20 protein-coding genes are annotated in these 24,282 nt (G+C 66.7%); all 20 read right to left on the bottom strand.

Annotated features, from left to right (window positions below):
• Positions 1 to 107: 107 nt before the first annotated feature.
• The 20 genes from H5T73_10495 to H5T73_10400 all read right to left on the bottom strand — a co-directional run bounded on the left by H5T73_10495 (position 108) and on the right by H5T73_10400 (position 24,282).
• On the bottom strand, positions 108 to 1,229 hold the full coding sequence (locus H5T73_10495) for an FtsQ-type POTRA domain-containing protein (GenBank protein ID MBC7248188.1): 1,122 nt from the start codon (positions 1,227 to 1,229) through the stop codon (positions 108 to 110).
• Positions 1,226 to 2,215 carry a D-alanine--D-alanine ligase gene (locus H5T73_10490; GenBank protein ID MBC7248187.1) on the bottom strand — a complete coding sequence of 330 codons (990 nt, stop codon included), beginning with the start codon at positions 2,213 to 2,215 and terminating at the stop codon, positions 1,226 to 1,228. The genes H5T73_10495 and H5T73_10490 overlap by 4 nt, the downstream gene beginning before the upstream one ends.
• Positions 2,212 to 3,171: a UDP-N-acetylmuramate dehydrogenase gene (gene murB, locus H5T73_10485; GenBank protein MBC7248186.1), complete on the bottom strand. Its 960-nt coding sequence runs from the start codon at positions 3,169 to 3,171 to the stop codon at positions 2,212 to 2,214. The genes H5T73_10490 and murB overlap by 4 nt, the downstream gene beginning before the upstream one ends.
• The gene (locus tag H5T73_10480; protein ID MBC7248185.1) at positions 3,158 to 4,552 is read right to left on the bottom strand and encodes a UDP-N-acetylmuramate--L-alanine ligase; all 1,395 of its coding nucleotides are present in this window, start codon (positions 4,550 to 4,552) and stop codon (positions 3,158 to 3,160) included. The genes murB and H5T73_10480 overlap by 14 nt, the downstream gene beginning before the upstream one ends.
• Positions 4,549 to 5,652, bottom strand: a complete 1,104-nt coding sequence (locus H5T73_10475; GenBank protein MBC7248184.1) for a UDP-N-acetylglucosamine--N-acetylmuramyl-(pentapeptide) pyrophosphoryl-undecaprenol N-acetylglucosamine transferase — start codon at positions 5,650 to 5,652, stop codon at positions 4,549 to 4,551. Before H5T73_10475 ends, H5T73_10480 begins: the two co-directional genes overlap by 4 nt.
• Complete coding sequence (gene ftsW, locus H5T73_10470; GenBank protein MBC7248183.1) at positions 5,570 to 6,949, bottom strand: putative lipid II flippase FtsW; 1,380 nt, start codon at positions 6,947 to 6,949, stop codon at positions 5,570 to 5,572. The genes H5T73_10475 and ftsW overlap by 83 nt, the downstream gene beginning before the upstream one ends.
• Complete coding sequence (murD, locus tag H5T73_10465; GenBank protein MBC7248182.1) at positions 6,942 to 8,360, bottom strand: UDP-N-acetylmuramoyl-L-alanine--D-glutamate ligase; 1,419 nt, start codon at positions 8,358 to 8,360, stop codon at positions 6,942 to 6,944. Before murD ends, ftsW begins: the two co-directional genes overlap by 8 nt.
• A 55-nt stretch (positions 8,361 to 8,415) precedes the next feature.
• Positions 8,416 to 9,435, bottom strand: coding sequence for a phospho-N-acetylmuramoyl-pentapeptide-transferase (locus H5T73_10460; protein MBC7248181.1), 1,020 nt, complete (start codon positions 9,433 to 9,435; stop codon positions 8,416 to 8,418).
• Positions 9,436 to 9,509: 74 nt separating this feature from the next.
• A complete protein-coding gene (locus H5T73_10455; protein ID MBC7248180.1) occupies positions 9,510 to 10,910 on the bottom strand; it encodes a UDP-N-acetylmuramoyl-tripeptide--D-alanyl-D-alanine ligase in 1,401 nt (466 codons plus the stop codon).
• Positions 10,907 to 12,403, bottom strand: a complete 1,497-nt coding sequence (locus H5T73_10450) for a UDP-N-acetylmuramoyl-L-alanyl-D-glutamate--2,6-diaminopimelate ligase (GenBank protein MBC7248179.1) — start codon at positions 12,401 to 12,403, stop codon at positions 10,907 to 10,909. The genes H5T73_10455 and H5T73_10450 overlap by 4 nt, the downstream gene beginning before the upstream one ends.
• On the bottom strand, positions 12,400 to 14,115 hold the full coding sequence (locus H5T73_10445; GenBank protein MBC7248178.1) for a penicillin-binding protein 2: 1,716 nt from the start codon (positions 14,113 to 14,115) through the stop codon (positions 12,400 to 12,402). The genes H5T73_10450 and H5T73_10445 overlap by 4 nt, the downstream gene beginning before the upstream one ends.
• 101 nt (positions 14,116 to 14,216) lie before the next feature.
• Positions 14,217 to 14,690, bottom strand: coding sequence for a hypothetical protein (locus H5T73_10440; GenBank protein MBC7248177.1), 474 nt, complete (start codon positions 14,688 to 14,690; stop codon positions 14,217 to 14,219).
• 6 nt (positions 14,691 to 14,696) lie between these two features.
• The gene (gene rsmH / locus H5T73_10435; protein MBC7248176.1) at positions 14,697 to 15,641 is read right to left on the bottom strand and encodes a 16S rRNA (cytosine(1402)-N(4))-methyltransferase RsmH; all 945 of its coding nucleotides are present in this window, start codon (positions 15,639 to 15,641) and stop codon (positions 14,697 to 14,699) included.
• A 122-nt stretch (positions 15,642 to 15,763) separates the two neighbouring features.
• Positions 15,764 to 16,195: a division/cell wall cluster transcriptional repressor MraZ gene (mraZ, locus tag H5T73_10430; GenBank protein ID MBC7248175.1), complete on the bottom strand. Its 432-nt coding sequence runs from the start codon at positions 16,193 to 16,195 to the stop codon at positions 15,764 to 15,766.
• Positions 16,196 to 16,596: 401 nt separating this feature from the next.
• The gene (locus H5T73_10425) at positions 16,597 to 18,417 is read right to left on the bottom strand and encodes an AMP-binding protein (GenBank protein MBC7248174.1); all 1,821 of its coding nucleotides are present in this window, start codon (positions 18,415 to 18,417) and stop codon (positions 16,597 to 16,599) included.
• Positions 18,418 to 18,756: 339 nt separating this feature from the next.
• Positions 18,757 to 20,049: a glycosyl transferase family 2 gene (locus tag H5T73_10420; GenBank protein MBC7248173.1), complete on the bottom strand. Its 1,293-nt coding sequence runs from the start codon at positions 20,047 to 20,049 to the stop codon at positions 18,757 to 18,759.
• A 5-nt stretch (positions 20,050 to 20,054) separates the two neighbouring features.
• On the bottom strand, positions 20,055 to 21,278 hold the full coding sequence (locus H5T73_10415) for a hypothetical protein (protein ID MBC7248172.1): 1,224 nt from the start codon (positions 21,276 to 21,278) through the stop codon (positions 20,055 to 20,057).
• 38 nt (positions 21,279 to 21,316) lie between these two features.
• Positions 21,317 to 22,402, bottom strand: a complete 1,086-nt coding sequence (locus H5T73_10410) for a glycerate dehydrogenase (GenBank protein ID MBC7248171.1) — start codon at positions 22,400 to 22,402, stop codon at positions 21,317 to 21,319.
• A gap of 9 nt (positions 22,403 to 22,411) precedes the next feature.
• A complete protein-coding gene (locus H5T73_10405; GenBank protein MBC7248170.1) occupies positions 22,412 to 23,515 on the bottom strand; it encodes a histidinol-phosphate transaminase in 1,104 nt (367 codons plus the stop codon).
• Positions 23,488 to 24,282 carry a metallophosphoesterase gene (locus H5T73_10400; protein ID MBC7248169.1) on the bottom strand — a complete coding sequence of 265 codons (795 nt, stop codon included), beginning with the start codon at positions 24,280 to 24,282 and terminating at the stop codon, positions 23,488 to 23,490. Before H5T73_10400 ends, H5T73_10405 begins: the two co-directional genes overlap by 28 nt.

Below are 24,282 nucleotides of genomic sequence, written 5' to 3'. Positions count from 1 at the left end.
AATCATGATCCAGCCAATCCTCTTCTTCATGGCGTGAAAACGAGGCTGGAAGTGTCACGCGGCGTCGAGGTCCATGACAAACGTCCTATGCCTCCCGGGGCGTTCCCTCACTCCGCCTGCATCATGGCGGGGTGGTCGGGATAGGTGACGTCTATGTATGCCAGCCGGCCGTAACGGGCTGTCATCTCCTGCAACGCGAGCCAGGCGATCTCGAGCTTGCGCGCCAGCTCGTCCGCGCCCCCGAGGATGATCCTGGTTCCCCCCGCATGGAGGACAAGCCCCTCTCCCTCCAGGAAGTCCACCGTTTCCGCCGCCCCGCGAAGGGCACCCGGCATGTCGCGGATCACAGCGGCGAACTGCGGGAAGCACGCGTCCTCGAGCCGCACGCCCGGGTAAAGGCACTGGTTCTCGCGGCACGGGAACTCCACCAATCCGCCCTCGCGCTCGTCGCGGCTCTCCAGGACCATCCCCTCCCCGTCGACCAGGTGGTACTTCCCGTTCTGCCTCACCACCCCCAGGGGCTCTTTCTCGCGCACCTCCAGGACCACCGTGCGCGGAAAGCGCCGGCTGACCCTCGCCTCCGCCACGTAGGGCTCGGAGAGGAGCGCCCTCTCCACCGCCTTCACGTCCATCCTCAGCAGGTGGGTCCGCGAGGTGACGCCCGAAAGCGCGCGCAGGTAGCCGGCATCCAGCCTTTGGTTACCCCTCACCTCCACCTCGGCGACGTTGAGCACTCCCGTGTACATGTAGACCCACAGCATGAGGGCAAGGGAGGCGAGGAGCAGCGCCGCCAGGGCCGTTCTCACCCGAAAACGGGAACCCTTTTCCCTTTTCTCCGCCCCCTCCCTCTCCTCGGGCTTCCCGGGGGAGGCCACCGTCGCCGCCTTCCGGGGGCTTCCGGCAAGGGGCCGGGTTTCCGGGCGCCCGGAACCCGTGGGGCGTCGGGCAGCGCCGGTTCCCTTTCCCCCTTTTCCCCTCCTTCCGTCCCCGCCCCGCCTTTTGCCGTCACCCCTTCCGCCCTCCACGACGAAGAGCCCGCCCCGTCCGTCCCTTCCCGGGGCCGCCATCTCCTGGAAGGTCCTGCCCGCGGCTCCCTTCCTCGCCCCCCCGGCGCCAGTCCCGACCTTCGCCGTTCCCGCCGCACGCGCCGCACCCGGCGCGGCCTCCACGCGCCCGCCACGGCGCGACCGCGTCTCCCCCCTCTTCTGCGCGTAACGGCCGGCGCTCACGATGCCCCTTCTCCTTTCCGCGCATCCCCCTCGCACGCCTCGCGGTCCACCTTGAGGCGCGCGGTGGAAAGGATCATCTCCACCACGTCGGCGAAGGAATACCCCGCGGCGGCCGCGGCCTTCGGCACCAGGCTCAACTCGGTCATGCCCGGAATGGTGTTCACCTCGAGACAGTAGGGGTTCCCGTCCCCGTCCACCATGAAATCAACGCGGGACATCCCCTCGCAGCCGAGGGCGGCGTGGGCGCGCACCGCCAGCCTCTGCAGCTCGAGGGAGAGGCTCTCCGGGATGGGAGCGGGCACGATGTACTCGGTCATTCCCGAGGTGTACTTGCACTCGTAGTCGTAGATCCCCTTGCTGGCAACGACTTCCAGGACGGGCAGCGCCAGCGGCTCCTCCCCCAGAAGGCCGACCGTCATCTCCCTCCCCTCGATATACCTCTCCACCAGCAGCAGGCGGTCGAAAGCGAGGGCGCCTTCCAGGGCCTCTTCCAGCTCCTCCACGTTGCGCGCGCGAAAGATGCCCAGGGTGGAGCCCTCGCAGTTCGGCTTCACGATACAGGGGAAGCCGAGGTCGACCGCGATCCCTTCCGCGACCCGCCCCGCGCCGCACGCGGTTATCTCCGCCGCGCTTATGCTCACGTCGTCCGCGACCGGGATGCCGTGGGCCCGGAAGACCTGCTTGGACATGCGCTTGTCCATGGCCAGCGCGCTGGCCAGGACGCCGGAGCCGGTATAGGGGATGGCGAGGAGCTCCAGGAGCCCCTGCACGGTGCCGTCTTCCCCCAGGCGCCCGTGCAGGGCGAGGAAGGCCGCGTCCACCTCCCCTTGCAACGCCAGCAACTGCTCCACCGCCGACGGCCCCAGGTCCACCTCCCGCACCTCGTGGCCCAGCCCCCTCAGGGCCGCCGCGACGGCCACTCCCGAGCGCAGGGAAACCTCCCGCTCCCTGGAAAGCCCGCCCATGAGGACCGCTATCCTCTTCATCCTCCCCCGCCCTCCGCGAAGCCCACCATGACGATCTCCTCGCGCAGCTCCACTCCCTCGCGGCGCAGCACTTCCTCCTTTATCTTCGTGATCAGGCCGCGCACGTCCGCGGCGGAGGCACTGCCCACGTTGACGATGAAGTTGGCATGCACGGGCGAGACCATGGCGTCACCCACCCGCGCTCCCTTCAACCCGCACCTCTCGATGATCTCCCCCGCCGCACCTCCCTCGGGGTTGAGGAACACGCTCCCCGCCGAAGGCTGTCCCAGGGGCTGTCTCTCCCTGCGCCAGGAGATCGCCTCCTCGCATCTTCTCCGCACCTTCTCCTTCTCCCCCTCCTCGAGCTCGAGGACGACCTCGTAGACGATGTCCCGACTTCCCAGCCCGCGGGCTTCGCGGTAAGCGAAGGCGGCTTCCCGCCGTCCCAGGCTCACCTCGTCCACGCCCCCCTCCCCCAGCCGCAGGAGCCTTATCTCACTGACCCGCTCCCCGATGGACGTCCCCAGGGCGCCCGCGTTCATGCGTACCGCGCCGCCCACGCTTCCCGGAATGCCCGCAAGCTTCTCCAGGCCGGACATCCCGTATTCCGTGCAAAACCTTATCAGCGCGTTGAGGTCGCAACCGCTTTCTACCTCAACCTCATATTTACCCTTCACGCGTATCCTCCTCATGCCGCGCGAGAGCAACAACACCACTCCGCGGAAGCCCTCGTCGCTGACCAAGAGGTTGCTCCCCCTTCCCACGACAAGGAAATCCGCTCCCTCCTCTACCAGGGCCCTCGCCACCAGCGCGAGATCTTCCCTCCCCTTGGGCATGACCACCACGTCCGCCGGCCCGCCGATGCGGAAGGAGGTGAGTCCGGACATGGGGAGTCTCTCCTTCAACCACCCCTTCAGCCTTCCCTCGAGCCTGCCCTTCACGGCGAGGGCGCGCTCCCCGCGCTCATCCCCGGCCAATCGCTTCCTCCCTTTCCTGCAGAAGACGGGCGATCTCGGTGGCGCAGAGGGATATATCTCCCGCGCCCATGGTCAGGACGAGGTCTCCGGGGCGGATGAAACGCAACGCCGCCTCGCCCAGCGACGACCTCCTCGGGACGTAAACCACCTGCTTGGCGGGTTCCTCCTCCAGCACGGCGTTGAGGATGAGCTTGCCGTCCACTCCCGGCAAGGGGTCCTCGCCCGCGGCATAGACATCGGTGAGAATGAGCAGGTCGGCATGGGAGAAAGCCCTGCCGAAATCCCTCCACAGCGCCGCCGTGCGCGAATAGCGATGGGGTTGAAAGAGGCAGACCAGCCGCCGTTCCCTCTCCATGGCCGCGGCCTGCAGCGTGGAGATGACCTCGGAGGGATGGTGGGCGTAATCGTCCACGATACGCACTCCGCCCACCTCGCCCACCCTCTGGTAACGGCGCCGCACGCCGCGGAAGGAAGCGAGGGCTTTCGCGATGACGGGAAAACCCACCCCCATGGCGTGGGCGAGGGCGGCCGCCGCCAAGGCGTTGTACACGTTGTGCAATCCAGGTATCTCCAGTCGCACTTCGCCGAGCTCCTCGCCCCGGCAAAGGACCCGGAAGGAACTACCGCCCGCGAAGAGCCGCAGGTCCCGGAAGCGGTAGTCGTTCTCCCCGCCCTCCCCGAAGGTTATCTCCGTGGCCCCGCTCAGGCCCAGCAGGGAGCGCGCGCCCGCGTCGTCTCCCCCGAGGACCACCATGCCGTGCGGGGAGACCCGGGATACGAAGCGCGCGAAATATTCCCTCACCATGCCCGGTTCACGGAAGAAATCCAGGTGGTCCGCCTCGACGTTGGTGACGACGGCGGCCCAGGGCTTCAGGAGGAGAAAGGACCCGTCGCTCTCGTCCGCCTCCGCCACCACGTACCCGCCCTTGCCGGCGTGGGCGTTGCTTCCCACGTCGTTCAACTCGCCGCCCACCACGTAGGTGGGATCCATCCCCGCCTGATCCAGGATCATGGCCACCATGGAGGTGGTGGTGGTCTTGCCGTGTGTGCCCGCCACCGCGATACCCTTTCCCTCCTCCATGATACGCGCGAGCATGGCCGCGCGGGGAAGCACCGGCAGACCCAGCTCGCGGGCGCGCGCCAGCTCCCGGTTCCCCTCGGGCACCGCTGAGGAGACCACCACCAGGTCCGCCCCCTCCACGTTTTCCGGCCGGTGGCCTATGCATATCCTCGCGCCCAGCTCCCCGAGGTGCGCCGTGTTGCGGGATTCCTTGAGGTCGGAGCCGGTAACCTCCACCCCCCTGGCCAGGAGAACCGCGGCGATGGCGCTCATACCCGCGCCCCCGATGCCGATGAAGTGGACCCTCCCGGGGGAAGTCATCTCCCCTCCCCGACCAGGGCAAGCGCCGTTTCGGCCACGTGCGAGGCGGCCAGCGGCCTCGCCTCCCGTCGCGCCGCCTCTCCCATCTCGCGCAACCTTCCTTCCTCTCCCAGCAACCTCTCCACCTCCTCCCGCAGGCGCCCGCCGTCCAGCTCACCGTCGGGGACCACCACGGCGGCGCCGCAACGGCGCAGCACCTCCGCGTTGGCGTCCTGGTGCGAGGCGGTCGCGTGGGGATAGGGGACAAGTATCGCCCCTCTCCCCGCCTCCGCCAGCTCGGCGACGGTCGACGCTCCGGCCCTGCACACCACCAGGTCCGCCACCCGGTAGAGGAGGTCCATGCGCTCCACGAAAGCAAGGGGCCGGTATATCAGACCCCCGTAGTCCACTTTCGCCACCTCGGCCATGAAATCCTGGTACTTGTCCCTGCCCACCGCGTGCAGGACCTGCAGGTCTTCCCGGTCCTTCCAGGCGGGAAGGGCTTCCAGCACCGCACGGTTCAACGAGGCCGCGCCCTGGCTGCCGCCCACCACCGCCAGCGTCTTCCTCCCTTCCTCCAGCCCGAAGTGGCGGTAGGGGTCCTCTTCCCCGCCCCCATCCCCCCTCCTGAGCAGGGGGTTTCCGGTTACCACCGCCTTCCCGCGCCAGCGAGGGCGCGCCGCGAGGGTTTCCGCGAAGGAGACGGTGATCACCCGGGCCAGTGGGGCCAGCAGGCGGTTGGCCAGGCCGGGTATCACGTTCTGCTCGTGTATCACCAGGGGCACCCGCAGGCTCAACGCGGCAAGGGCCCCCGGGAGGCTGGCGTAACCCCCGAAAGCCAGCGCCACCTGCGGTCGCGCGCGGCGCATGTCGCGCCGGCACTCCAGCAAGGCGCCGGCGAGCTCGCGTGCCGCCCGCACGTTCCTCCAGCGCAGGCTGCGTGCAAAGCCGCTCACCCGCAACACCACCACCCGGCAGCGCGGCATCGCGGCCGCCGCGGGTGACTTGCGGTTGAGATAGAGGGTCACCTCCGTTCCCTCAAGCGATGCGAGCTCCTCTGCCACCGCGAGCAGGGGGTGAAGGTGGCCTCCGGTTCCCCCGCCGCAAATCGCCACTCTCACGTCGTCTCCTCCTGTCCGCTCCCGGCCCGGCCTTACCGCCGTGCCGGGAAACGCTTATGAGTATACCGGCCAGGCAGAGGCAGATCACCAGGGACGACCCCCCGTAGCTGAAGAAAGGGAGGGTTATTCCCGTGATGGGCATCACCCCGCAGGCGGCCCCCATGTTGACCAGGGCCTGCGCGCCGATGACGCACGTGATGCCCATGGCCAGCAAGCGCCCGAAACCGTCTTCCGCCCCCCGTGCTATCTTAAGCCCCAGGTAGATGAAGACGGCGAAGAGGCCGACGACGGTGAGGGAACCCACCAGTCCAAGCTCCTCCCCGATGATGGAGAAGATGAAATCGGTGTGCGCGTTGGGAAGGTAGAAGAACTTCTGGCGGCTCATGCCCAGCCCCAGGCCGGCTACCCTCCCCGAACCCAGGGCCAGCAGGGACTGGATGATGTGGAACCCCCCCTCGCGCGGAGCGCTCCATGGATCCAGGAAGGCGAGGAAACGGTTCCAGCGGTAATGGGAAATGCGGATGAAAAGAAGCGTGAGGCCCAGGCTCGACACTGCCAGTACGAAGACCTTCCCCCGCTTCGCGCCAGCAAGATAAAGGACGGTGAAAGCGGAAAGCCCCGCGATGAGCATGCTCCCGAGGTCGGGCTCGAGGATGATCAGCAGGCAGGCGGCCGCGGTGACGGCGAGCACGGGAAAGAATATCTCCCGCCAGCTCTCCAGGCTCGCCTTCTTGCGCCCGTACCAGTAGACGGCGAAGAGCAGCAGGGACATCTTGGTCAGCTCCGAGGGCTGGATGACCAGCGGCCCCAGGACCAGGGAGCGCTTGGACCCGTAAACCTCCTTGCCGAGGGCGAGCACGGCGGCAAGCGCCGCCAGCGAGACGATCACCAGCAACGGCGACGCCTTCAGGAGCTTGCGGTAGTCCATGCTGGCCAGCGCGGCCAGGGCAACCATCCCCACCCCGAACCATGCGGCCTGCCGCACGAGGAAGTAGTAGCTGGAGCCGTAGTGGTGCAGCGCGGATCCGGAGCTCGCCGAGAAGATCATCACCATCCCGTAGAGGGACATGAGGATGACCAGGGACAGCAGGGTGTAGTCGGTGCCGGTGAGTCCCGCCTTGCGCGTTCTCCTCGCCCTTTTCTCGAGCGGTACCACCTTGCGCCCGAGGGTTTGCGCCCCGGAAACCCCCCTCCCTGCCGTCTCCCTCTCCGCCTTGCGCCGCCTCGCATCCACCAGGGCCTGCGGGGGGCGCTGGGCCCTGTCGCGTTCCGCGCGTGCATGCTGGCGATCAGCCATGAAGAGACCTCCGGTACTCCTCTACCAGTTCCTGGAAATGCCTGCCGCGCTCCCTGTAATCCCGGTAGCGGTCGAAGGAGGCGCACGCGGGACTGAAGAGGACCACGTCCCCCGGCTTCGCCCTGCGCGGCAGGTCGGAGAAGACGTCCTCGAGCCGCTCCGCCTGCCGCAGCGGCAGAGACGGCCCCACGCCGCGCAGCGTCTCGGCTATCTCCTGCGCCGCCTCCCCTATCGCGTAGACCATCCTCAGCCCTCCCGCACGCGAGCGCTCTTCCAGCAAGCGCGCGAGCTGGTCGAAGGGAAGGCCCTTGTTTCTCCCGCCCAGGATGAGCAGCAGGGGCTGCCTGAAGGCGCCCAGGGCCCGCGTTGCGGCATGGGGATTGGTGGCCTTGGAGTCGTCGTAAAATCGCACGCCCCCGATCTCCCCCACCATCTGCAGGCGGTGGGGGAGCCCCGTGAAGAGGCGCAGTGCCTCCCCCGCCGCCCTCGGGCTCACCCCCAGCGCCGCCGCCGCGGCCACGGCCGCCATGGCATTCTCCAGGTTGTGCGCCCCCGGCAGGGGCAGTTCCTCGGCGCGCATGAAAGGAAGCGCCTCTCCGCCTTCAGCGCCGCGCCGGGGAGCGCGCCAGTAGAGGGTGCCCCGGCGGAGGAAAACGCCCGCCTCCCCCATGTCTTCCTTGGAAAAATATAAAATCTCGGCCGCGGCGCCCTGCACGGCCCGCAGGCACAGCGGATCATCGCGGTTGCACACAAGACTATCCTCCGGGCCTTGGTTCATCCATATGCGGCTCTTGGCCGCCGTGTACTCCGCGAGGTCGGCGTGCCAGTCGAAGTGGTCTTCCGCAATGTTGAGGAGCACGGACACCGTGGGGCGGAAGGTACGGGTGTAGTAAAGCTGGAAGCTTGAGACCTCCACCACCAGGGGGTCCCCGGGCCCCGCCTCCTCCACCGCGGCGATGAGGGGATGCCCGATGTTGCCCGCCGCCATGGCGGCCATGCCGGCATGATCCAGTATCCTCTCTATCATGCTCACCGTCGTCGTCTTGCCGTTGGTGCCGGTGACGGCTATGAGCGGCCCGCGCGCGAACCTGCAGGCCAGCTCGATCTCGCTCCAGACCGGGATCCCCCTGGCCTCCGCCTCCAGGAGCAACGTGGACCTTCCCCGCACGCCGGGGCTCACCACCACAAGGTCCACCCCCTCCAGCACCTCGGGCCGGTGGTGGCCGAGGACGACCTCGGCGCCCCTGGCGGCGTACTGCCGCGCCGCCTCCCGCACCTCATCGCCCGTGGAGACGTCGTTTATCCTCACCTTCTTTCCCTCGCGCAGCAGCCTGTCCGAGGCCGCGCGGCCCGACACCCCCAGGCCCACGACCAGCACCAGGCGCGCTCCCTCCAGGGCGTCCACCGTCAACGCTCCTCCCGGCATCCGTACCGCAGCGCGTCTGTACGCCCGCGTCCCGTTTCGCTCATTTCCCCCCCACGTAATTGATATAGAAAACGAGAAAACCGATCCCCACGAAGAAGCCGGCGATTATCCACAACCTGATGAGGGTGGTCACCTCCGACCACCCCTTGAGCTCGAAATGGTGATGCAGGGGTGCCATCCTGAAGACCCGGCGCCGGCTGGTCTTGTACACGAGAACCTGGATGATGACAGAAAGGGCCTCGAGCACGAAGAGGCCGCCCAGCACCAGCAGGAGAAGCTCCGTCTTGGAGAGAACGGCCACCGTGGCCAGGCTCCCCCCCAGGGCCAGGGACCCGGTATCGCCCATGAATATCTTCGCCGGCGGCGCGTTCCACCAGAGAAAGCCCACGCAGCTGCCCATCATGGCCCCGGCGAAGATGGCGATGTCCAGCGAGCTCCGCACGTGCTGGTAGAGGAAATGGTGGTTGCGGAACTGCGTGAAGGCGATGAGGACGTAGGCGGTCATCACCAGGATGGTGGTCCCGGAGGCGAGCCCGTCCAGGCCGTCGGTGAGATTGACCGCGTTCGACGTGCCTATGAGCATCAGGAAGACGAGAAGAAAATAGAAGGGGCCCAGGTCGCACAAAACGTTCTGGGTGCGGAAGAAGTAGAGCTTGCTGTCCACCCCGAAATGCCTGGTCGCCAGGTAGGCGAGGGCGATGGATATGAGCAGTTGCCAGAACAGCTTTGTGCGGCCGCGCAGCCCGCGCGAGCGAGCGTAGCGTAGCTTGGTGGCGTCGTCGGCGAAACCGAGCAAGCCGCAGGCCACGATGACCAGGCCCAGGGCGAATCCCGTCCCCGAGGTCAACCGCACGGCCATGAGCAGGAAACCGACCAGGGTGGAGACGACGATGAGCACGCCTCCCATGGTCGGCGTCCCCTCCTTGGCCAGGTGGGCCTGGGGGCCGTCTTCCCTCACGTATTGACCTATACCGCGCTTCCGCAGCCAGCCGATGAAGAGGGGCATCCCGAAGATGCACACCAGCAGGCTTACCAGGAGCGCTCCCATCACCCGGTACAAGGGCGCCTTCTCCTTTCCCGCGGGCGGCACCGGGGCCGCCACCCACGCCAGCGACTATAACACCCCGGCCGGAGTCAGGCCACCATCTGCACCAGCTTCTCCAGGCCCAGGAAACGCGAGCCCTTGATGAGCACTACGTCCCCGGGCTCGATGATGGCGCGCAGGATCTCCGCCGCCCTGTCCACTCCCTCCACGGCATACACGCTGCCGCGGGGAAGGCCCTTTTCCCGCGCCGCCTGGGCGATCTTGCGTGCCTTCCTGCCCACGGTGATGAGGATGTCCGTCCCGTAATCGACGGCCATCCTCCCCACCTCGAGGTGGGCCTGCTCGGACACCGGACCCAGCTCGGCCATGTCGCCCAGGACGGCTATGGTCCGCTTCCCGCGCGCGATGTCCCCCAGGGCCATGAGAGCCGAGCGCATGGAAACCGGGTTCGCGTTGTAGGCGTCGTTGATGATGGTGATCTCGTCAGGCTTGCTGATCATCTCCATCCTCCATCCCGTTACCTTCGCTCCTTCGATACCCGCGATTATCCCTTCCATATTCACCCCCATGATCTCTCCCAGCGCCGCCGCCGCCAGCGCGTTCTCGACGTTGTGGCGGCCCGGCAAAGGCACCAGCACTTCTCCCTTCTCACCTCCCTTCAACCGCAACACGAAGCGAGCCCTTCCGTCCGCGCCCACCTTTATCCTCTCCGCGCGCACCTCCGCCCCCCTCGCGCACCCGAAGGTGACCGTGCGGCAGGCCGCCTGGCGACGCAGGTAAGAGGCGTAGTCGTCCCCCGCGTTGATCACCGCCGTCCCCTCCGGGGGAAGCGCCCGCAGCAGTTCCCCCTTGGCCGCGGCGATCCCGTCCCGGGTGCGGAAGTAGCGTAGGTGCGCGTAGCCGATATTGGTCACCACGCCGACGCGTGGCCTGGCTATGGCGCAGAGGTAGCTTATGTGCCCCGCGCCCCGCGAACCCATTTCCAGGACCAGGAAGCGCGTTCCCGGCCTCGCCTCCAGTATGGTCAGCGGGACGCCCACCTCGTTGTTGTAGCTCTCTCTCGGATAGGCGACCGTGCCCGCCCGCGACAGGATGGAGGCGGCGAAATCCTTGGTGATGGTCTTGCCCGTTGAGCCGGTGATCGCCGCCACCTCCGCGCCCAGCATCTCCCTCTGCCACGACGCGAGCTTCGCGAGCGCCCCCATGGTGTTCCTCACGCGCAGCAGGGGAACGCCAGCCGCGCGCGCCCTGGCCACGGCCGTCTCGCCCGCCCTGGACACCAGCAGGGCCGCCGCCCCCGCATCCACCGCCCGCTCCAGGAAATCGTGGGCGTCGTAGCGCCTGCCCTTGAGGGCCACGAAGAGGTCTCCCCTGCGCAGCGTCCTGGTATCGGTGGAGACGCGCGCGACCTTTCTCGTCGTGCGTGCGCCCGCGGCCATGACTTCCGCACCGAGGACCCGTGCCACCTCGTCCAGGCTCACGGGGATCATCTCCGCATCAACCTCCTGCGCAGGGCCCTGGTGGCCTCCTCCACGTCGTCGAAGGGGAGCACGCGGTCCGCGAAGATCTGGCCTTTCTCGTGACCCTTTCCGGCGATGACCACCACGTCTCCCCGCCTCGCTTCCTCCACCGCGCTCTCGATTGCCCGGCGGCGGTCGGGGATCACGCGGTAGGTACCGCCGCCGCGCGCGCCCCTCGCCCCTTCCTCGATGTCCGCGATGATGGCCACGGGGTCCTCGCTGCGCGGGTTATCGGAGGTTATGATGGAGAGGTCCGCGATGCGCACCGCGATCTCGCCCATGAGGGGACGCTTGCCGCGGTCGCGGTCCCCGCCGCACCCGAAGACCGCGATCACCCTTCCTTCCGTTATCTCGCGCGCCGCCTCCAGGACGCGGCGCAGCGAATCCGGCGTGTGGGCGTAGTCCACCAGCACGGCGAAATCCTGCCCCTCCTCCACCGCCTGGAACCTTCCCGGGACCCCGGGGTGAGAGAGGATCCCCCGCATGCTCTTTTCCGCGTCCAGGCCGAGTAGTATGCATGCCGCCAGGGCCCCCAGGATGTTGTAGAGGTTGAAGGACCCGGTGAGCGCGGTCACGCCCTCCGCGGCCCAGTCGCGGTAACGCACCGCGATGCGGGATTCCTTCAAGCCCATGGCGAGCAGCTCCCCCCGCAGCTCCGCGTCCCGCGACGTTCCGTAGGTGAGCACCCTCCCCGTCGCCGTGGCGGCCAGCCGCCTGCCGTAGGGATCATCCACGTTCAGCGCCGCCGACTCCGCCTGCAATCCCCCGCGCGAAAGCGGGAGGAAGAGCCTCTCCTTGGCGCGGAAGTATTCCTCCATGTCCCGGTGGAAATCCAGGTGATCCTGGCTCAGGTTGGTGAAGACGCCCACCCGGAAACGGCAGCCGTCCACGCGACGCAGGGCCAGGGCATGGGAGGAGACCTCCATGGCGACCACACTGCACCCCTCCCCGGCCATGGAGGCGAGGAGCTCCTGCAGGTCCGCGGATTCGGGCGTGGTGCGCTCCACGGGAAGTTCGCGGCCGGCGCTCCTGTAGACCACCGTCCCGATGAGGCCGGCCTTGAGACCCGCTTCCCGCGCCGCCGCCTCCACGAGGAAGGAGGTGGTGGTCTTGCCGTTGGTGCCGGTGATGCCCACCAGGTGCATTCCGGCGCTGGGATGGCCCCAGAAACGGTCGCTCATGAGGGCCAGCGCCAGCCGGGTGTCGGCCGCCCTCACCACCGCGGCACGCGTTTCGGCGCCGGGCGGGATCTCCTTCCCCGCCTGCACCACCAGGGCGCAGGCTCCCCTCTCCAGCGCCTCCTGCAGGTAAAGATGGCCGTCGGTGCGGAAACCGGGCACGGCGCAGAAGAGGTACCCGGGCTTCACGCGCGCGGAATGGTAGGCTATGCCCTTCACCTCGGGATCCCCTCCCGTCTCCTGACGGACCCCCTCCAACCCCTCCAGCAAGTGTGAAAGCCTCATTGCGGCATCACCCTGTCCCTGGTGTTCACCTTCTCCAGGCTGGGAGTGACTTCCAGGTGCTGCAGGGAGAACTCCATGACCTGGGAAAAACAGGGAGCCGCCGCCAACCCCCCGTACACCGTCCCCGGCTCGTCCAGGGCGATGACCGCCACCAGCCTGGGGTTCTCGCTGGGCGCGAAGCCGGCGAAACTGGCGATGTACGCCTCGCGGTAGCCGCCCTTCACGTCGGGCTTCATGGCCGTCCCCGTCTTCCCCCCGCAGTTGTAGAGGGCCATGGCGGCGCGTGTGCCCGTCCCTATCCTCACCACCTCGCCGAGTATGTGGCGCAGGGAGGCGGCCGCGTTCTCGGAGACGAGACGCTCCGTGGCGGGATATTCCATCTCCTCCACGGACTTGTCGGGATGGATGATGCGCCGCACGAAATGGGGCCGCACCATCATCCCGCCGTTGGCCACCGCGGACATGATCACCCCCAGCTGCAGGGGCGTCACCGAGATGCCCTGGCCGATGGCCACGGTGGGGAGCGTGGTGAGCGACCACCTGGCGGGGTCGGGCACGATGCCCGCCGCCTCCCCGGGAAAGTCCACGCCAGTCTTCCGGCCCAGCCCGCATTTCAGAAGGTAGTCGGCCATGGTATCCTTGCCCAGCGCCATGGCGGCCTTGATGGTGCCCAGGTTCGAGGAATAGGCGATGACCTCGCTGAAGGTGAGGTCGCTCCTGGGCATCTCGTGGTCGTCCTTGAACTCGTACTCGCCTATCTTCAGGGAAGGGGGTATGTTGATCACCGACGCGGGGGCCACCACCTGCTCCTGCAGGGCGGCCAGGGCCGTGACCACCTTGAGCACCGACCCAGGCTCGAAGGCGTCGGTGACGGCGCGGTTTCGGGTCAGCGCGGGGTCCACGGAGGCAAAATCGTTGACGTCGAAAAATGGATGGGTGGCCATGGCCAGGATGGCGCCGCTGCGGCAGTCCATGACCAGTCCCGTGGCTCTGCGGGCCCCGCTGCTCTTCACCGACAGCGCCAGCTGTTCCTGCAACTTGAACTGTATCTCGCGGTCGAGGGTCAGCTGGATATCGCTTCCATCCAGGGGGGGCTTGATGATCTTGGTGACCCCGGGTATGGGATCACCGCGGGGATCCACCTCGAGCTCGGCCTCCCCCCTCTCGCCCGCCAGCACCTCCTCGTACTGCAGCTCCAGCCCCGCCAGCCCGACGTTGTCCGTGCCCACGTAGCCGACGACCTGGCAGGCAAGGTCGCCCTGGGGATAATACCTCTTGCTCTCCTTTTCCAGGCCGATGCCGGTTATTCCCAGGTCGGATATCTCCTCGGCCTTTTCCGGGCTTACCTTCCTTGCCAGGTACACGAAACCGGACTGGCTGCGCAGCTTCTCCTCTATCTCCTGCCGCGGCATTGCGAGTAACGCCGAGAGCTCGGCGGCCGCGGACGCCGCGTCCTCCACCAGGTAAGGAGTGGCATATATGGAATATGCTTCCTTGCTGATGGCTAGGATCTCGCCCTCGTTGTCCAATATGCAACCGCGGCGCGGCTCGAGGTCGGAGGATTGCAACCGCTGTTCCTGGGCGAGCCCTCCGTAGCGGTCCGCCTTCAGTACCTGCAGGTCGACGAGGCGGTAGGCGATGACGGCCATGCCGAGAAAAAGGATCAAGGCTGCCAGGTTCATCCTGGCATCCCTGTTTTTTCCTTTTGACACCTCGTCCTCCTTGGATGCCTCCTGCAGCGCGGCCGCCTAGCGGCTCATGAGTGAATTCGCCGCGCGGCGCGCTTTGACCTTCAGGCTCGTACTGCTTTTCCTTAGTTACCTCCTTGCGCCGTGTCGCCAGCCATGGCATGGGCTCCGGGGATGCCGCCGTCGCCCTTTTCCGCGGCCGCCCTGTAGGCCGCCGTCTCGAGGTAGTCCGCCGTCGAGGCCTGTACCATGTGCAGCTTCTCCACCGCTTCCCGCTCGATCCTGCCCGGCGATTCGAGGGAGGATATCTCCGCCCTGGCCGCATCCTGCCTGCGCCTCTCCAGCTCGATCTGCCGCTCGGCCTCGCGGGTGCTGATCTCGTTCTGCGCCACCTTGACGTGCAGGAAGATGCAGAGCATCAGTATGCCGCACATGAGCAACGCCACCGCCAGGAACGAGCAGAACAGCAGGCGCATACGGCGCGCTCTTTCCTTGTTCTTCCTGCGCAGTTGCTCCGCCCGTCGCTTCTCCTCGCGGCGCCGGGCCTCCTCCCCGTGTTCCGGGTATGAAAGGCTCTTCCACTCGTGGGCCAGTGACATGTTTCCCTACCTCTTCTGCGCCGCCCGCAGCTTCGCGCTGCGGGACCTGGGATTCTCTTCCACCTCCCGGGGCGCGGGGCGCACGGCGCCCGTGGTCAGGATGCGCAGCTCCTCTTCCCTGCCGCAGGTGCACCGGGGCGCCTCCGCGGGGCATGCGCAACGCGAGCCGCGGGAGAGAAAGAACCTCTTCACCATCCTGTCTTCCAGGGAATGGTAGGAAATGACCACCATTCTTCCCCCTCCTCCGAGCGCCTCCAGCGCCTGGGGCAGGACCGCCTCCAGGTTGCGCAGCTCCCCGTTCACCTCCATGCGCAGGGCCTGAAAGGTCCTCCTCGCCGGGTGGCCTCCCCGACGACGCGCCGCGGCGGGGATGGAACCCCTCACAACCTCAGCAAGTCGATCCGTGGTGTCGATGGTCGCGCGCTTTCTCGCGAGAGCGATGCCCCGAGCGATACGGGAAGCCCAACGCTCCTCGCCGTACTCGCGGATAATACGCGCCAGCTCTCTCTCCTCATACTCGTTCACCACCTTCCAGGCATCGAGTTCCTGGCTGCGGTCCATGCGCATGTCCAGCCGGCCGGGAAAGCGATAGGAGAAGCCGCGCCGCGGCGACTCCAGCTGCAGGGAGGAAACCCCCAGGTCCAGGAGAACGCCGTCCACTTCTCCCACGCCCAACTCCCGCAGCACTTCCCCCAGCGTCGCGAAATTCGCCCGCCGCAGGATGAGCGCGGAGGCGTACCCGCGCAGTCGTTCGCCCGCCCTGCGCAGGGCCTCCTCGTCCCGGTCCAGTCCGATCAGGCAACCCTTTCCCTCCATCGCACGCAGGATGGCCGCGGCATGGCCGCCTTCACCCACGGTGGCGTCGACCAGGACGCCGCCGGGACGGGGACGCAGGTAGTCCACGACCTCCTGGCACAGCACCGGTACATGGCGGATATCACCTTCGTCCATTTATTTCCAGTAAATGGCGCAGGCAGCCGGGGGTCTCCCCCGCCTTTCGCGGCCAGCGCCTCCGGCCCTGCATGATCAACTCCACCAAGGCTTCCACCCTCCCACGGTACTCCTCGGGTCACTCAGAAACCGCTCCAGGCGAGCTTCTCCGCCGTCTCCTCCAGGCTCTTTATGCCGCCCTGCATGGACGTCTCCCAGCGTTCCCGGTCCCATATCTCCACCCTGTTCATCAATCCCACTGTTACCACCTCGCGATTGAGTCCCGCCAGCTGGCGCAGCCGCGGCGGTATGGTGAGGCGGCCCTGGCGGTCGGGCGTCGCCTCGTAAGCGTTGCTGAAGACCACGCGCTCCAGCGATCTCCTGTCCCGCTGCCCGTGCGGCAGCGAGGCGACCTTCTTGGCCATCTTCTTGAACTCCCGCAGGGTGAACACGGCTACGCACTCCTCGAACCAGTAGACCATCACCGCCCCCTCCTCCAGTTCTGGCCGGAACCTGGAAGGCATGATGACCCTTCCCTTTTCGTCTATAATGTTCTCGTGAGTACCCAGGAACATGTCGCCGCCTTCTTTTTCCCGCCGGGCGCCTTACGGAAGGAACCCCCGGAGGTCTTCTCCTCCTGCCGCTCTCCCCTGCGGCTTCCCATCAACCATCATACACCACTTTCCACCCTAATCAACCACTCTCCTCCATTTTCGACCCCCGGCGGGGAAAAATCAAGTCCTATATGTAAAAAACCGGAAAACACTACATGCGGTGGTATTTGTGCCTTATGAGCAACGATTTATGGGATGATGGGGCCTCGGCGGCGGGGTGACGGGCCTTCGGTGGCAATATCTTCCACGAGAACGGATGTCCGAGCGATGACCCGCGGCGGGAGGGAGAAGGCCGTTCTCGAGGCAGGACGCGCTCCATGCGGGGGACGCGCTCCCGGCCGCGGACCGGGCGCGCTCACCGCTCAAGTAGCATGCGCACCGTCCCCCTCGGCCGGTGCCATCCCCAGCTCTCTCAGGGCTATCTCCCTCGCCTCCCGGTAGGACAGCTTTCCCGCCGCCGTCAGGGGTATCTCATCGCTGATGATGACGTGCTTGGGTATCTTGTAATCCGCTATCCTGCCGCGGCAATGACCCCTCACCTCTTCCTTCGTTATCTCCGCGCCCTCCTTCAACCGCAGCACGGCGGTGACGGCGTTCCCCCACCTCTCATCGGGAACCCCCACCACCACGACGTTTTCCACCTGCGGGATGCCGCGGATGGTTTCCTCGACTTCCTCGGCGAAGACCTTCTCCCCCCCGGTGTTTATGCACTGGGAGCCCCGGCCCATGAGCAGCACGTTGCCCTCCTCGTCGACGGTGGCCAGGTCCCCGGTGAACACCCACCTCCTGCCGTTTATCACCCGGAAGACCCGCGCGGATGCCTCCTCCTCACGGTAGTAATAGGACCCCTTGTACTTGGAGGTGGTGATGACCTCGCCGATCTCGCCAGGCTTTACCTCCTCGCCCTTCCCGTTCACCACCTTCAGGTAAGGGCTCCTGGCGAACCGGGCACCGGATGCCTCGCCCGTCTCCCCCGGTGCGTAGAGCTGGATGCCAATGGACATGGCCTCGCTCGAGGAATATTCGTCCAGCAGGAAAGTGCCGGGCAGCAGCGTGGAGAAGCGCTTCTTGGTCGCGCTGGAGATGGGAGCCCCGGCGTTGATGACCAGGAAAAGGTCCTCCATGCCCGTGGCCCCGGCTTCCAGCTCATCCAGCAGCGGCTTCAGCACGGCGTCCCCCACCAGGTTGATCACGCCCACCTTCTCCTCGCGTATCACGCGCACCGCCTCCCCTGCATGGTAATGTTTTCCAGGCAAGAGAACGACGTGCGCGCCTATGGTGGAGAACAGGCAGGCAGCCCCCCACCCCACGCCGTGTATCATGGGGCAGGCTATGAGTACCCGCAGCCTGCCGGACAGGACGCGCGGCAACCGGCGCATCACGAATACGCAGACGGGGAAAGGCGTCGTTTTCACCACGCGGGTGAGAAAGCGCCCCACCGCCTCACGGCGCAGGAGGGCAAGCGCGGCAGACCCGCATTTCCCGGCAAACCGCGAAGCCGTGCCCCGCGAACGCAGCCCCAGGGAAGCGCCGATGCGCTCGCGCACCTCCGGCGGCAGGAGCGAGACCTTGCCCAGCAGGGGAAAGACCAGGCTGAATATATCCACCCCCAAACCCAGCAGGTCCCTCTGCGAGGTCAAGACCGCCTTGGGATATCCCGTGGTGCCTCCCGTGAAGAGCATCCAGCCCACGTCATCGCTGCCCAGTTCCTTCCACGCGAGCCCCGGCTTCGTGGCCGGGCGTCCCTCGAGAAGACTTTCGTAGGAGAGGAATCCGTCCGCACCGTCCGTAACCCCTGTGCCCGCAACGATGAGGTTCCTGAAGGTAGCTTCTCCGCGCAGGGCACGGAAACGCTCCACCAGGTCTTCATCCAGGATCACCGTGTCGATGTCGCCCTTGCGCACCACGTGCAGGATCTCCTTCTCCGTGTAGCGATAGGAGATGTTCGCGGGGACGGCCGCGATCTTCCACGCCGCGTACATGCCCTCCACGAAATGGTTGCCGTTGTACAGGGCCAGCCCTACCTTCCCCTCCCTTCTCACCCCGAGATCCAGTAGGGCATGTGCCAGGCGGTTGATCCTCGCATCGAGTTCCCGGTAGGTAAGGCGCACGTCCCCGCAGGTGAGAGCCGGCGCGTCCGGAAACCTGCGCACGCAGTTCTCGAACAGGTCCACCATGGTCACGGGATCATCTCCCTCCCTTCGACCGGCGACATCGTGACCGGCATGGCCTCCTTTCGCTGCCGCGACGGTCGTGTCCCCGTCACGGGCATGGGCGGAAAGGCCTCCTTGCCCTGCGACACTTTCAAGTAATACATGCTCCGCATCATCACGTGGATATGGTAAGAACGGGGCCCCCGACGCGTCAAATCCCCGTGACGTCGACCCCGGCGGCAGGCCTGTCGCCCGCGTGGCAGTCCCGCGCCTCCCGGGAAGGAAGCGGCCCGTGCGGCGCCGACCGCGCGCCGGGCTATGTCGGGATGACTGCCGGCAGTTCCGGGGACCAGGTGCGCGGCGAGGCCATCAGGTGGCAGTAGGCAGGATGCCCCTTGGTTCTGCGGACGTGGCTTCCCTCGCCCTAATCCATTTCTCCAGCAGGTAGGGCTTGAGCCACTCGAACTCCTCCGCCTGCCTCTGCACCAGGTACTCCGCCTCCATGGTGGTCATGTTCCTGGTGCGGAGGGCGAAATCCGCCGTGCGCGCGCAGTAGAGGGGCACCAGCGCCTCGACGATCTCCCTCCTGGAAAAGCGGCACTCGAAGTTGTAGGCCACCGCGAAATCGTACACCAGCTTCGCCCACAGGCTCTCCGGAAAGGTAAAATCTTCCTCTTTCCTCGCCCGGGCCGCAAAGGAAACCTCCAGCCGGTTGGAGGGCTCCATGACCACCTCCCAGATCTCCCCGTAACGCTCGCAGCCTGTGATGAAGTGGTCGATGAGGTTTTCCACGTTGATCCCCATGCTCGCCGGCTCCTCGTAGCGCACGTTCCCGAAGATGCGCGTGGCGGTGGAACCCCGCACCCGCATCCATTTCACCTCGTGCTCGCCCATGAGGTAGAAGATGGTTGAGGCCACCTGGACGAACATGGAGCCCAGGTCGCTTCCCGGGTCCTTGACGTTGTGTATCTTCACCCCCATGGCCGACTGGCAGATGCGGAACCCCTCGGTGATGGCGGTGGTGGTCATCCAGATGTCGATGCCGAACTTCGCGATGTCGGATCTCCAGACGTCCATGTGCGAGTAGATGAGGGCGAGCGAACCCGTGAAACCGAAATCCCCGCCTATGGGCTGCCTGATGCGCCTGCCGTAAAGCGCCTGCGTGAGGGGAAAAGCGAGGTTGTTGGTGATGGTCCCGTCGTACTTGTGACGGATGTAGTAAGGGGCGACGAAGCCGTAGCTGTTCTTCCACACCGGCTCGCCCAACAGGCGTATCCACTCCGGGGTGATGCTGCGCAGGTCCGAGTCCACCACGATGCAGATGCGCGCCCGCAACCTGGTGGCCACCTCGAAGATGGCGTGGAAGGCGGAGCCCTTGCCGGGCAAGCCGCGGTAGGGGGTCACGATCTTCTCCACCTGCGGGGGCACGGGCGTCTGCAGCACCACCTCCACCGTGTCGTCCGTGGAGCCCCCGTCGGAATTGACCAGCACCGGCTTCAGGTCGGGAAAGTACCTGACCATGCCCTCGGCGGCGGTGCGCACCACGTGGGCTATGGTGTCCGCGTTGCGGAAGCTGGGGATGCCCACGAGGATATCCGCCCGCCCTATCTCGCGGCAGCGCCTCACGACCGACGGGTCGAGCACGGTTCCGCCCTGCGCCATCGCCATCACCGCGTCCGCTCGAAGAGGTCCTGCACGTAACGCTGCAGCCCTTCCTCCCGCGCGAGGAGGCGCATGAGTTCCTCCCAGCGACGCCGCCAGGCCATGTACTCGCGGAAGGGGTTGCGGAAAAGCGAGGGCAGTGCGCGGGCGCGGGCGATGTTGGCCATGCACTCCTCGAAACCCTCCCTCTCGCCGCGGGAGAGATAATGCAGGCCCATGAGCACGCAGGTGCGGAAGATCATCTCCTCCAGGTCGTCGCGCAGGAACCTCCCCGGGTAGGGGTCGAGCTCCTCCACCCTCACGTGGCGCAGCCCTTCCGCCGCCTCCTGGGTGCGCAGTTTTTCCCTGCTGTACACGAAGCGGTCCAGGTCCTCGCGAAAACGCCTCCACAGGGGGGCCGTCTTGGGGGGCGGTAGGTGGCGTATCCAGAGGGTGTTGTCCAGGAAGAAGTCATATCCCATGAACCTCGCGTTGACCAGGTAGTCTATGTCCTCCCCACGCGTCACGCAGGGGTCGAAGGCGACCTTTCTGAACAGCTCGCGGTGTATGCACATGTTGCCCCCGAAAACCCAGGGCGTCGGCTTCAGCCTATCTCCCACCCCGATGATGGTAAAGGCCCGGTTCATGCACTCCACCGCGGGCCATTCCGCGAACACCCAGTCATCCTGGCGCGGCAACAGGTATCCCCCGTCGGCATTGACGTAGTATCCGGCCAGGCCGCCGACGAAGCGGCCCCGCCATTCCCGCCCGAGGACCTCGGCCACCTTATCCAGGTAATGCGGGTCCTCGTAGACCTCGTCGTCGTCGAAGAGCACCGCGCCCTCCGCCCCGTCCAGGCAGGCCGCCACCAGGCAGAAATTGCGGATGTTCGCGTAGCCGCGCAGGGATAGCATGTCGGCGTATGCGCCGTTTCCGCCGCGCTGCAGGATGTCCTTCATCTCCCTCTCGTGGGAATGGGTGAGCAGGGCCACCGGGAAGTGCTCCCTGAAGGGAGCCACCATCTCCCGCAGGCGCCCTTCCACCTCCTCCTCCAGGTCGGGATGGGTCGCCACCCCCAGTACCAGCACCCGGAAACGCGGGTAACGTAGGATACGGATGCTCTCCAGGGCACGGGTCAGCGTTCCCTCCGCATCCAGCGGCGTGGGATGGTCGTACACCGCGTCCTCGTGATTGAAGGGCTCGCCCCGCCTCCTTCCCCAGTAGGAGGGGATCACCAGCGTGAAGTGCATGTCACCTCCCTGTTGTGCGCCTGCATTCAAGACCTCGCTCAAGCCGGCCTTCCCCGGGAATCCCTATCTCCTTCGCCCGCGCGGGTGCCCGCACCGTACGCGCGACAACGTGCCAGCACCTCGGGGTTGATGACGTTCTGCGCCCTTCCCCGGTAGAAGGAAACGACGTTCTCCACGGCGATGGCCGTCATGCGGTCCTTCGCCTCCCGCGTGTTGAAGGCGATATGCGGCGTCATCACCACGTTTTCCAGCCCCACGAGCTCGCTGAGGTCGGGGTGGGGTTCATTGGGATAATTATCCAGGCCGGCTCCCCACAGCCTTCCCTCCCGCAGGGCCTTCGCCAGGGCCTTCAGGTCAAGGACCTCGCCGCGGCTGGTGTTCACCAGTATGGCTCCGGGCCGCAGCAGGGAAAGCTCCCTCTCCCCGATGAGGTTGTGCGTCTCGGGGGTATAGGCCACGTGCAGGCTGACGACGTCGCACTGCGAGAGGAGCGCGTCCAGCCCGCGATAAGCGGCCACGTCCTCCATCTCCGGCTGCCTCCTCGTATCGTAGTAAAGGACTTCCATGCCCAGTGATCGGCAGAGGCGGGCCATCTCCTTACCGACCGCGCCCAGCCCCACCAGCCCGATGCGCCGCCCCGCCAGCTGAACGCCCTCGCGCTGCGCAGAGGTCCAGCTCCCCCTGCGCAGATCGCGGTCGCCGCGCACGATGTGGCGGGCGACCGCCAGCATCAACCCCAGGGCGTGTTCGGCCACGGAACGGTTTCCGTAATCGGGGGTGTTGGTGACCACGATCCCCAGCGCGCTGGCGGCGGCGATGTCCACGAAGTTGGCGGCCCCCACCCCGATATAGGAAACTATTTCCAGGCGGGGACAGGACGAGAGCACCGCGGCGTTCAGGTTGGACCAGTCCAGGAACACGGCATGGGCGTCGCCTATGCGCTCGAGGAGAAGATGGCTTTCCTCCAGGCGGTTCTTGTAATAACGGTAGGAACCGAACTCGCGCAGCGGCTCCAGCACCTCGCGGTAGGCGCTCTCTCCCTGGATGAATTCCAGCCCGTCGAGAAAGACGAAGACCCTCGCGGCCCCCGGGCCCCTTCCCGCTTCCTCTCCCAGCAGCGGCATGGGTCGCAATCACCCTTTCCCCGCTATGTCGCGGAGGGCGGCCTCCAGCCTGTCGTTCTGGGCCTCGTCCCCGATGGTGATGCGCACGTGGCCGGGAACCCCCAGGGCCTCACCCGCCCGCACGATCACGCCGCGGCGCAGGAGCTCCCCGAAGAGGTCGCCGCGGTCTCCCTCCTTCACCAGGATGAAGTTGGCCTGGGTGGGAACGTAGGCGAAACCGGTCTCCGCGAGCACCCCGTAAAGGCGGCGCTTCCCGAGCTCGTTCAGCTCGCGCGAGCGCCGCAGGTGCTCCTCGTCCTCCAGGGCTGCCAGGGCTGCCGCCTGCCCCAGGCGGTTCACGTTGAAGGGCAGTTTCACTTTCTCCAGCGCCTCCCTCACCGCGGGGTGGCAGATGGCGTAGCCCACGCGCAGGCCGGCCAGCCCGTAGATCTTTGAGAAGGTGCGGGTGATGACCATGCCCGCGCGGCGCTCGAACCAGCGCAGGGAGTCCGGGTGCCCGGGATCGGTGACGTACTCCAGGTAGGCCTCGTCCAGCACCAGGAGGACGTTCCCGGGCAGGCCCTCGACCATCTCATCCAGCTCCTCCCCCGTCACCGTGGTCCCCGTGGGATTGAGGGGAGAACAGAGGACCACCAGCTTGCTACGCCTCCCCACCGCCGCGAGCATGGCCGGTATGTCCTGGCGGTAATCCTTCAGGGGGACCCTTTTGACCTCCGCGCCCATGGTGCGCGCGGCGAGCTCGTAGGAGGAGAACGTCGGGTCCCCCACCACCACCTCGTCCCCCTTCTCCAGGAAGGCGTAGGCCAGCAGGTCGAAGGCCTCGTCCGCCCCGTGGGTAACCAGCAGGCATTCCCCGGGCACCCCCAGGCGTTGCGACAGCGCTTCCCGCAAGCGGTGACAGTCCGGGTCGGGATAAAGATGCGCGGTAGGGAGCGCCTCCGCCATGGCCCGCAGCGCCAGGGGCGAGGGGCCCAGGGGGTTCTCGTTGGAGGCCATCTTCACGCAGTCCGCGATGCCCATCTCCCGGGCCACTTCCTCCGGCGACTTTCCCGGGCTGTACACCGGGAGGTCCCTGACCTCCTCCCTCAGCAGCTTCTCGACGTCGAATTCCATGGGTGCAGGTGTACGTATCCCTCCCTCTTGTAATAGGCGACGTTTATCACCGTCGTGTCGCCCAGGCGCAACTCGCGCTGGGCCGGCTGGTGCACGTGCCCGTGGTAGTGAAAGGCGGGGCGGTTCTCCTCCAGGTAGTGCAGCAGCGTTTCGCTCCCCTCCACCGGCCTCCCCGCCACCACGTCGAAGACCGCCTCGTCCACGCGGGGCGGGATGTGGGTGCAGAGAACGTCGACCCTCCCCAGCGCGCGCAGCCTTTCCCCGAACGACGCGTCGTCCATCTCCGCCGGCATCCTGAACGGCGAGTACACTGCGCCGCAGACGAAACCGAAGAGCTGCCCGTCGATATCCCTCTTCCCCTCGGCAAGCTCCACGTTGCCCAGGTCCCGTATCGCCTCCGCGAGCAGGAAAGGGATATCCCCGTTCCCGTAAATAACGTAGACCTTCGCCTCCATCCCCTTCAGGGCCGCCGCGAAGTCACCGTACTGCTCGCCGGAGCGCGACAGCAGCTCCTGGTAATACTTTCCTTGTGGCGAAATGAGCTCGTCTCTCAGTGCCACCGCCGCCGGGGGCCCCGACTTGGCCGCCGCGAGCAGTTTCTCGATCAGCCTCTCCCGCCCCACCACGTCCGGGAGGATGCCGCTGATGTCCGCCCAGTCGATGAGGTCCAGGATGTCACCCAGCACGATGAGCACGTCCCCGGGCTCAACGGCCTCCGCCAGGTCCGAGAAACGGCCGTGCAGGTCCGAGACCAGCCTCACCGCCAA

It is taken from the genome of Actinomycetota bacterium (genome assembly GCA_014360655.1).
In the GTDB taxonomy this organism is placed as follows: domain Bacteria; phylum Actinomycetota; class Geothermincolia; order Geothermincolales; family RBG-13-55-18; genus JACIXC01.
The sequence above is the reverse complement of the archived record's forward strand: the minus strand, read 5'-3'. Positions and strand labels throughout refer to the sequence as shown.